Here is a 6073-nt window from a genome sequence, read left to right as displayed (position 1 = left end):
GACGGCCAGTTCTGCGGCGCCTCGGTCGGCGTCGACCCGCCCTTCGCGAGCTGCGGCTCCGACGCGTACCGGATTTCCAGCTCCCAGTCCCCGCGCCCCGTGCAGGCTGACGACCGACAGCGGATAGATCTCCGTGCGCCAGTACGCGTGCGGCGGCGCCTTGAGGGCGTACAGCATGGCCGCCCGGATCACCGAGGGTTCGGTGACGGCGACGATCCGGCCGTCGTCCGCCAGCGGGCGGGTGTCGAGCCAGCCGCCGACCCGGGCGATGAACGACAGCAGCGCCTCACCGCCGTGCGGCGCGGCGCGCGGGTCGTTCAGCCAGGCGTCCACGGCGGCCGGTTCGCGGGCGGTCACCTCGGCGAGGGTCAGTCCGCTCCACCGCCCCATGTCGCACTCCCGCAGGGCCGGTTGCGCCAGCGGCGCGTAGCCGAGCACCTCGCCGGTCTGCCGGCTGCCCGCGGTGGGCGAGCAGTACCGCAGGTCGGCGGCGGCCAGCGGGGCCAGCGCCGGTACGGCCCGTTCCAGTGCCTGCCAGCCGGCGGCGTCCAGCGGACGGTCGTCGCCGAAGCGGGTGTCCAGGAGGGGGGAGGTGCGGGCAGCGGCGATCAGCGTGACCAGCATGGCGCGATGGTACGAGCCACCTGTGTACCGCACCACTACGGCGACGTAAATCTCCGGCGGTTTTACGCACCCGTCCGCCCGGGCCACACCGAGCGCAGCCGGCGCACCCCCTCGCCGATCTCGGCGACGCCCGCCGCCGGGGCGAAGCTCAGCCGCAGATACGGGGACGGCGGCTCGGCGGCGAAGTAGGGGCCGCCCGGGGCGAGCGCGACTCCGGCGCGCAGGGCCGCGTCCGCCACCGCCGCCGGGTCGGTGCCCTCCGGCAGCCGTAGCCACAGGTGGTACCCGCCGCGGGGGACGAACGGCGGTGGCGCCTCGGGGAGTCCGGTGGCGAGCGCGGTGGTCGTGGCCGTCCGGCGCAGCCGCAGTTCGGTGGCCACCGTGCGCAGATGGCGGGTCCAGGCCGGGGAGCTGATCAGCTCCAGCGCGGTCTCCTGGAGGGGGCGGGGGACGAAGAAACTGTCGACCAGCTGGATCGCCCGCAGCCGTTCGAAGGCCGGGCCCCGGGCCGCGAGGGCGCCGACCCGCAGGCTCGGGGAGGTGATCTTGGTGAGGGAGCGGACGTGCACCACCACCCCGTCCGGGTCGTCCGCGGCGAGGGCCGGGGGCAGCGTCCCGGCGTCGTCGTGGGCGAGCCAGCGGGCGAAGTCGTCCTCGATCACGAAGGCCCCCGCCGCGCGGGCCGCGGCAAGGACCCTGGCCCGGCGTCCGGGGTGCAGGACGGCCCCGGTGGGGTTCTGGAACAGCGGCTGGCAGACCAGCACCCGGGCTCCGCTGGCGGCGAAGGCGCGTTCCAGCAGGTCGGGGCGGATCCCGTCGTGGTCGAGCGGCACCGGCACCGGGCGCAGGCCGGAGGCGTGGGCGGCGGCGAGGAGCCCCGGGTAGGTGGGCGACTCGACCAGGACGGCCGAGCCCTGCGGGGCGAGGGCGCGCAGGGCGGTGGTGAGCGCGCTCTGGCCGCCCGCCGTGATGAGCACGCCGGAGGCGGATACGGTGCCGTCCGGACCGCCGATCTCCCGGGCGAACCAGGCGCGCAGTTCCTCCAGGCCCTCCATCGGCGGGCGGTCCCACGCGCCCGGCCGCCGTCCGGCCCGGGCCAGGGCCGCCGACAGGGCCCGTTCGGGGCGCAGACCGGGCGGCAGATACCCGCCGTTGAACTCGATGACCCCCGGCGGTGGCGCGGCGAGGGTGGCCAGCACACCGGTGGCGTCGGCGCCGCGCGGTCCGCCGTCGGCCGGGGTCTCGGCGGTCAGTGCGACCTCCTGCCAGGAGGTGTCGCCGGGCGGGGGGACGGCGGGTCGCGGCGCGGCCCGGAAGGCACCGGCGCCGGGCCGGGTGACGACCAGTCCCTCGGCGGCGAGCGCCGCCAGCGCCCTCGACACGGTGACGGGGCTGACGCGGTGGCGTTCGACCAGGACCCGGCTGGACGGCAGCTTCTCCCCTGGTGAGTAGCGGTTCAGCTCCTCCCGCAGGAGATGGGCCAACTCCGCTTCACTGCTACCGTGGTGCATGAGAGCAGACAGTAGCGCTATCGAGCGCACCGGGATAGCGGTCGCCACCCCGCCGGTGCCCGGCACGGACCGCGGCGGGATCGCGCTCGCCGCACTCGGCGTGCTCGCCTTCTCCTTCACCCTGCCCGGCACCGCCTGGGCGATGGACGGCTTCGGGCCCTGGAGCACCACCGCGCTGCGCATCGTGCTCGCGGCCGTCGGCGCGGCCGTCGCCCTGCGCGTGACCCGCGCCCCGCTTCCCGCGCCCCGGCACCGGACGGGGCTGGCCGTCGTCGCCTGCGGCACCGTCATCGGCTTCCCGCTGCTCACCGCGCTGGCGCTGCAGACCTCCTCCACCTCGCACGCCGCGGTCGTGGTGGGCCTGCTGCCGCTGACCACCGCGGTGTACGGCACGCTGCGTTCCGGCAGCCGCCCCTCCGTCGCCTTCTGGGCCGCGGCCGGGGCGGGGGCCGCCGCCGTCGTCGCCTTCGCCCTCGGCACCGGCGGCGGCTCCCTGGCCCGGGGCGACCTCTATCTCGCCGCCGCGCTGCTGATCACCGCCGCCGCCTACGGCGAGGGCGGCCGGTTGGCCCGGGAGCTGCCCGGCTGGCAGGTGATCTCCTGGGCTCTGCTGCTCTCCCTGCCGCTCGCCCTGCCCGCCGCCGTGCTGGCCGTGTCCGTGGAGCCGGTCGAGCCGACCGCCCGGGCCGTCACCGGGCTGCTGTGGGTGGCGCTGGTGTCCCAGTTCGGCGGGCTGGTGGTCTGGTACCGGGGCCTGGCGCGGGCCGGTGTCGCCCGGGCGAGCCAGCTCCAGCTCGCCCAGCCGCTGCTCACGCTGGTGTGGGCCTCCCTGCTGCTGGGCGAGAGCATGACCTGGGCCGCGCCCGTCACCGCGCTGGCCGTGCTCTCCTGCATCGCGGTCACCCAGCTGGCCCCGTCCCGGCCTCCGCACGCCGGGACGCGCCCCCGGTCCTAAACTGGAAAGTGGTGACAAGCATCACATCCAGGACATGACGGGCGACGGGAGGGATGACGATGCGAGCGAAAGCGGGCGACCGGATGGTGACCCACGGCAGGACGGTGGGCCGGGAGGACCGGGTCAGCGAAGTGGTGGAAGTCCTGGGCTCCGACGGCGCGCCGCCGTACCGGGTCCGCTCCCGGGACGGCCACGAGAGCGTGCTCTCCCCCGGCCCCGACACCGTGGTCGAGCACCGGACGGAACGGCGCGGCGGCTAGGACCTGCCCATCGGATCTTCGTGGCGCCGCGCCGCCGGTTGCGGCGCCTCGCGGCGTCGTGGTGGCGGCCGGACAGGCGCTCGGCTTCAGGCGGCCGGGTGGGCCGCGAGCCGGTCGGCGACCGTGCGGGGCTCGCGGCCCAGGAGTCCGGCCAGTTCGGGGCCGGCCGCGGCGAAGTAGCCCGCGCGCGCGGCCCGGTACCAGGTGAGCAGCAGCCGGGCCATCGGCTCGGGCACACCGTTCGTGATCTGACCGGCGACCCACCGTTCGTCGTCCACGACGACCCGCTCGACCGTACGGCCGGTGAGACCGGAGGCGATGCCGGCGACATCCTCGAAGGTGACGGCGGTCGGCGCGGTGAGGGTGACGGGGCCGTCGAAGGAGCGGTCACCGGCGAGGATGACCGCGGTGGCCTCGGCGACATCGGCGCGGTCGGTGTACGGCACGGGGCCGTCTTCCGGCTGGGCGATCACGCCGGTTTGCCGCCACGGGCCGAGTACCTGATCGAGCGGGCCGTAGGCGCCGTTGCGCAGGGCGGTCCAGGCGACTCCCGCGTCGCGGAGGATCGCCTCGGTGGCGAGGTGGATGCCCGACGGCCGGTACGGATTGCCGGGAACGGTTCCCTGCTGGCTCGTGTAGAGGATCCGCCGGGCGCCGGCCGCGACCGCGGCTTCGACGGCGTTGCGATGCAGGCCCACCACGTCGGCGGCCGGATCGTTGCCGGACACCAGCAGTACCTGCTCCGCACCGGCGAACGCCTCGCGGAGCGTGGCCGGTTCCTCGTAGGAGCCCTGCCGCACCCGCACGCCCCGCTCGGCGAGGTGCCGCGCCCGGCCGGCGTCGCGGACGCTGACGCCGATCCGGTCGGCGGGTACGCTCCTGAGGAGGTGTTCGACGATGGCGCCGCCCAGCCCTCCGGTGGCACCGGTGACAACGATCATGCTCTCGGCCCTTCTGCGTACCCACGGTGTCCGCCCGGGGGCGGGTTCATAAGTTGACCACTATGGTCACGTTATCCAGTGCCTCCGACCGTAAGTAAACTGACCCACTGAGTCAAATTGCGCCGAGCAACGGAAAGGACCGGTGGGAGCCATGGCCGCCGCGACCCCTGCGGGATCCGGGCTGCGTGCCGACGCCCGGCGCAATTCCGAACAGATCCGCTCCGCCGCGATCGGCGCCTTCCGGGGACAGGGCCTGACGGTGCCGATGGAGGAGGTCGCCAAGGCGGCGGGGGTGAGCAAGGCCACGATCTTCAACCGGTTCGGCGGGCGGATCGGCCTCATCGAAGCCGTCATCGAAGAGGTCGTGGCGAGGGAGCTGTTCACCGTCATCGACCGCACACGGACCATCGACAACACCGGCGAGCGCGTCACGTACTACCTGACGGCGCTCCGCGACCTCCAGTACCGACAGCCCGCCGTCAACGACGTGCTGTTGCAGATCTATCCGGACGCGCCGCAGCTCATGGAGATCTGCCGGGCCGGCAGCCGGGCCAACGAGGAGCTTGTCGCGGCGGCGCGGGCCGCCGGTGTGCTGCGACCCGAGTTCACGGCGGGCGATCTCCACGCACTCGTCGTCGACAACGCCCTCGCCCTCAAGCACGGCGAGCGGCCTCCCCGGGACGCCTACGACCGCCGCACCCGCTATCTCCTGGACGGCATCCGCGGTGGCTCGGCCCCTTCCGGCGGACGCTGACCCGCCGGACCGGCCGGGACGGCCTGCCGCCCGACCGTCAGCCGGGCCCGCTGCCGACCGGGGTCCGCCCGGTACCGTCCCCGCCGTCCTCCACCTCCCGGCGCACCTGCTCGCAGGCGCGGGTGAGGAGGCGGGAGACATGCATCTGCGAGATGCCCAGCCGCCCGGCGATCCCGCTCTGGGTCATGCCGTGGAAGAACCGCAGGTACAGGATGGTCCGCTCGCGCTCGGGCAGGGATTGCAGCGGGGCGCGCACCGCCTCCCGGTCCACCACCAGGTCGAACCCGGGGTCGGGCGCGCCGAGGGTGTCCTGGAGCGCGTGGTCCCCGTCCGAGCCGGGCAGTTCCGCGTTCAGCGACAGCGCGCTGTAGCTCTCCAGGGCCCGCAGCCCGGTCTCGACCTCCTCCTCGGTGAGCCCGGTGTGCCGGGACAGCCGGGGGACGTCGCTGCCGCGGTCGCCGGTCCGCTGGTCCAGTTCGCGGACCGCCACCCGCACCTTGTTGCGCAGTTCCTGGGTGCGCCGGGGCACGTGCACGTCCCACAGGTGGTCACGGAAGTGCCGCTTCATCTCCCCGACGATGGTGGGCACGGCGTAGCTCTCGAACGCCGCGCCGCGCTCCGGGTCGAAATGACGTACCGCCTTGATCAGCCCGACGGCGGCGACCTGTTCCAGGTCCTCCAGCGCCTCCCCGCGGTGCCGGAACTTGCGGGCCAGCCGGTCGGCCATGGGTATCCAGGCGCAGACCACCTCCCGGTACAGCTCCTCGCGCTCCCGGCAGGGCGGCAGGTGGGCGATGCGCTCGAACTGCGGCCGGGTGTCGGGGGCATCGTGGCGGCGGCGGCGTTCCGGAGTGGCTCGGGCAGGTCCGTTCATGACGTTCTCCCAGCTCAGAGACCAAAAGCGCGGGTCTGTGGTTGTTCCCCCGGGAGGATGCGGTGCCGGGCTCAAGTCTGCCGGTTCGCCATGGAACGCACATCTCGGCGCGGCGGCCCCGTGACCCGGGTTGCGAAGGCGGCTACCCGCCGCC

The 6073-nt window shown here is 74.6% G+C and carries 6 protein-coding genes and 1 pseudogene; 3 read left to right on the top strand and 4 right to left on the bottom strand.

Annotated elements, in window-relative coordinates:
- Window positions 1–87: 87 nt before the first annotated feature.
- Both ACFV5N_RS23395 and ACFV5N_RS23390 read right to left on the bottom strand, forming a co-directional pair.
- A pseudogene (locus ACFV5N_RS23395) lies at window positions 88–624 on the bottom strand (histidine phosphatase family protein); the annotation flags it as partial.
- Window positions 625–686: 62 nt separating this feature from the next.
- Window positions 687–2135, bottom strand: coding sequence for a PLP-dependent aminotransferase family protein (locus ACFV5N_RS23390; RefSeq protein WP_385603189.1), 1449 nt, complete (start codon window positions 2133–2135; stop codon window positions 687–689).
- Between ACFV5N_RS23390 and ACFV5N_RS23385 the strand changes: the two genes are divergently transcribed.
- Complete coding sequence (locus tag ACFV5N_RS23385; protein WP_385603186.1) at window positions 2134–3090, top strand: DMT family transporter; 957 nt, start codon at window positions 2134–2136, stop codon at window positions 3088–3090. The two genes, ACFV5N_RS23390 and ACFV5N_RS23385, sit on opposite strands and share 2 nt — an antisense overlap.
- Before the next feature lie 59 nt (window positions 3091–3149).
- Window positions 3150–3350, top strand: coding sequence for a DUF1918 domain-containing protein (locus ACFV5N_RS23380; RefSeq protein ID WP_026047640.1), 201 nt, complete (start codon window positions 3150–3152; stop codon window positions 3348–3350).
- A gap of 86 nt (window positions 3351–3436) precedes the next feature.
- Here ACFV5N_RS23380 and ACFV5N_RS23375 read toward each other — a convergent pair whose 3' ends face one another.
- Window positions 3437–4291: an NAD(P)H-binding protein gene (locus tag ACFV5N_RS23375; protein WP_385603182.1), complete on the bottom strand. Its 855-nt coding sequence runs from the start codon at window positions 4289–4291 to the stop codon at window positions 3437–3439.
- Between the two features lie 151 nt (window positions 4292–4442).
- Here ACFV5N_RS23375 and ACFV5N_RS23370 point away from each other — a divergent pair, with 151 nt between their 5' ends.
- A complete protein-coding gene (locus ACFV5N_RS23370) occupies window positions 4443–5045 on the top strand; it encodes a TetR/AcrR family transcriptional regulator (RefSeq protein WP_385603179.1) in 603 nt (200 codons plus the stop codon).
- Between the two features lie 37 nt (window positions 5046–5082).
- On the opposite strand, the gene ACFV5N_RS23365 is transcribed toward ACFV5N_RS23370, so the two are convergent.
- Window positions 5083–5919, bottom strand: coding sequence for a SigB/SigF/SigG family RNA polymerase sigma factor (locus ACFV5N_RS23365; RefSeq protein ID WP_385603176.1), 837 nt, complete (start codon window positions 5917–5919; stop codon window positions 5083–5085).
- Between the last annotated feature and the right edge of the window lie 154 nt (window positions 5920–6073).

The sequence above is a fragment of the Streptomyces sp. NPDC059853 genome (assembly GCF_042731495.1).
Lineage (GTDB): Bacteria > Actinomycetota > Actinomycetes > Streptomycetales > Streptomycetaceae > Streptomyces.
This window is presented reverse-complemented; position numbering and strand designations above follow the sequence as displayed.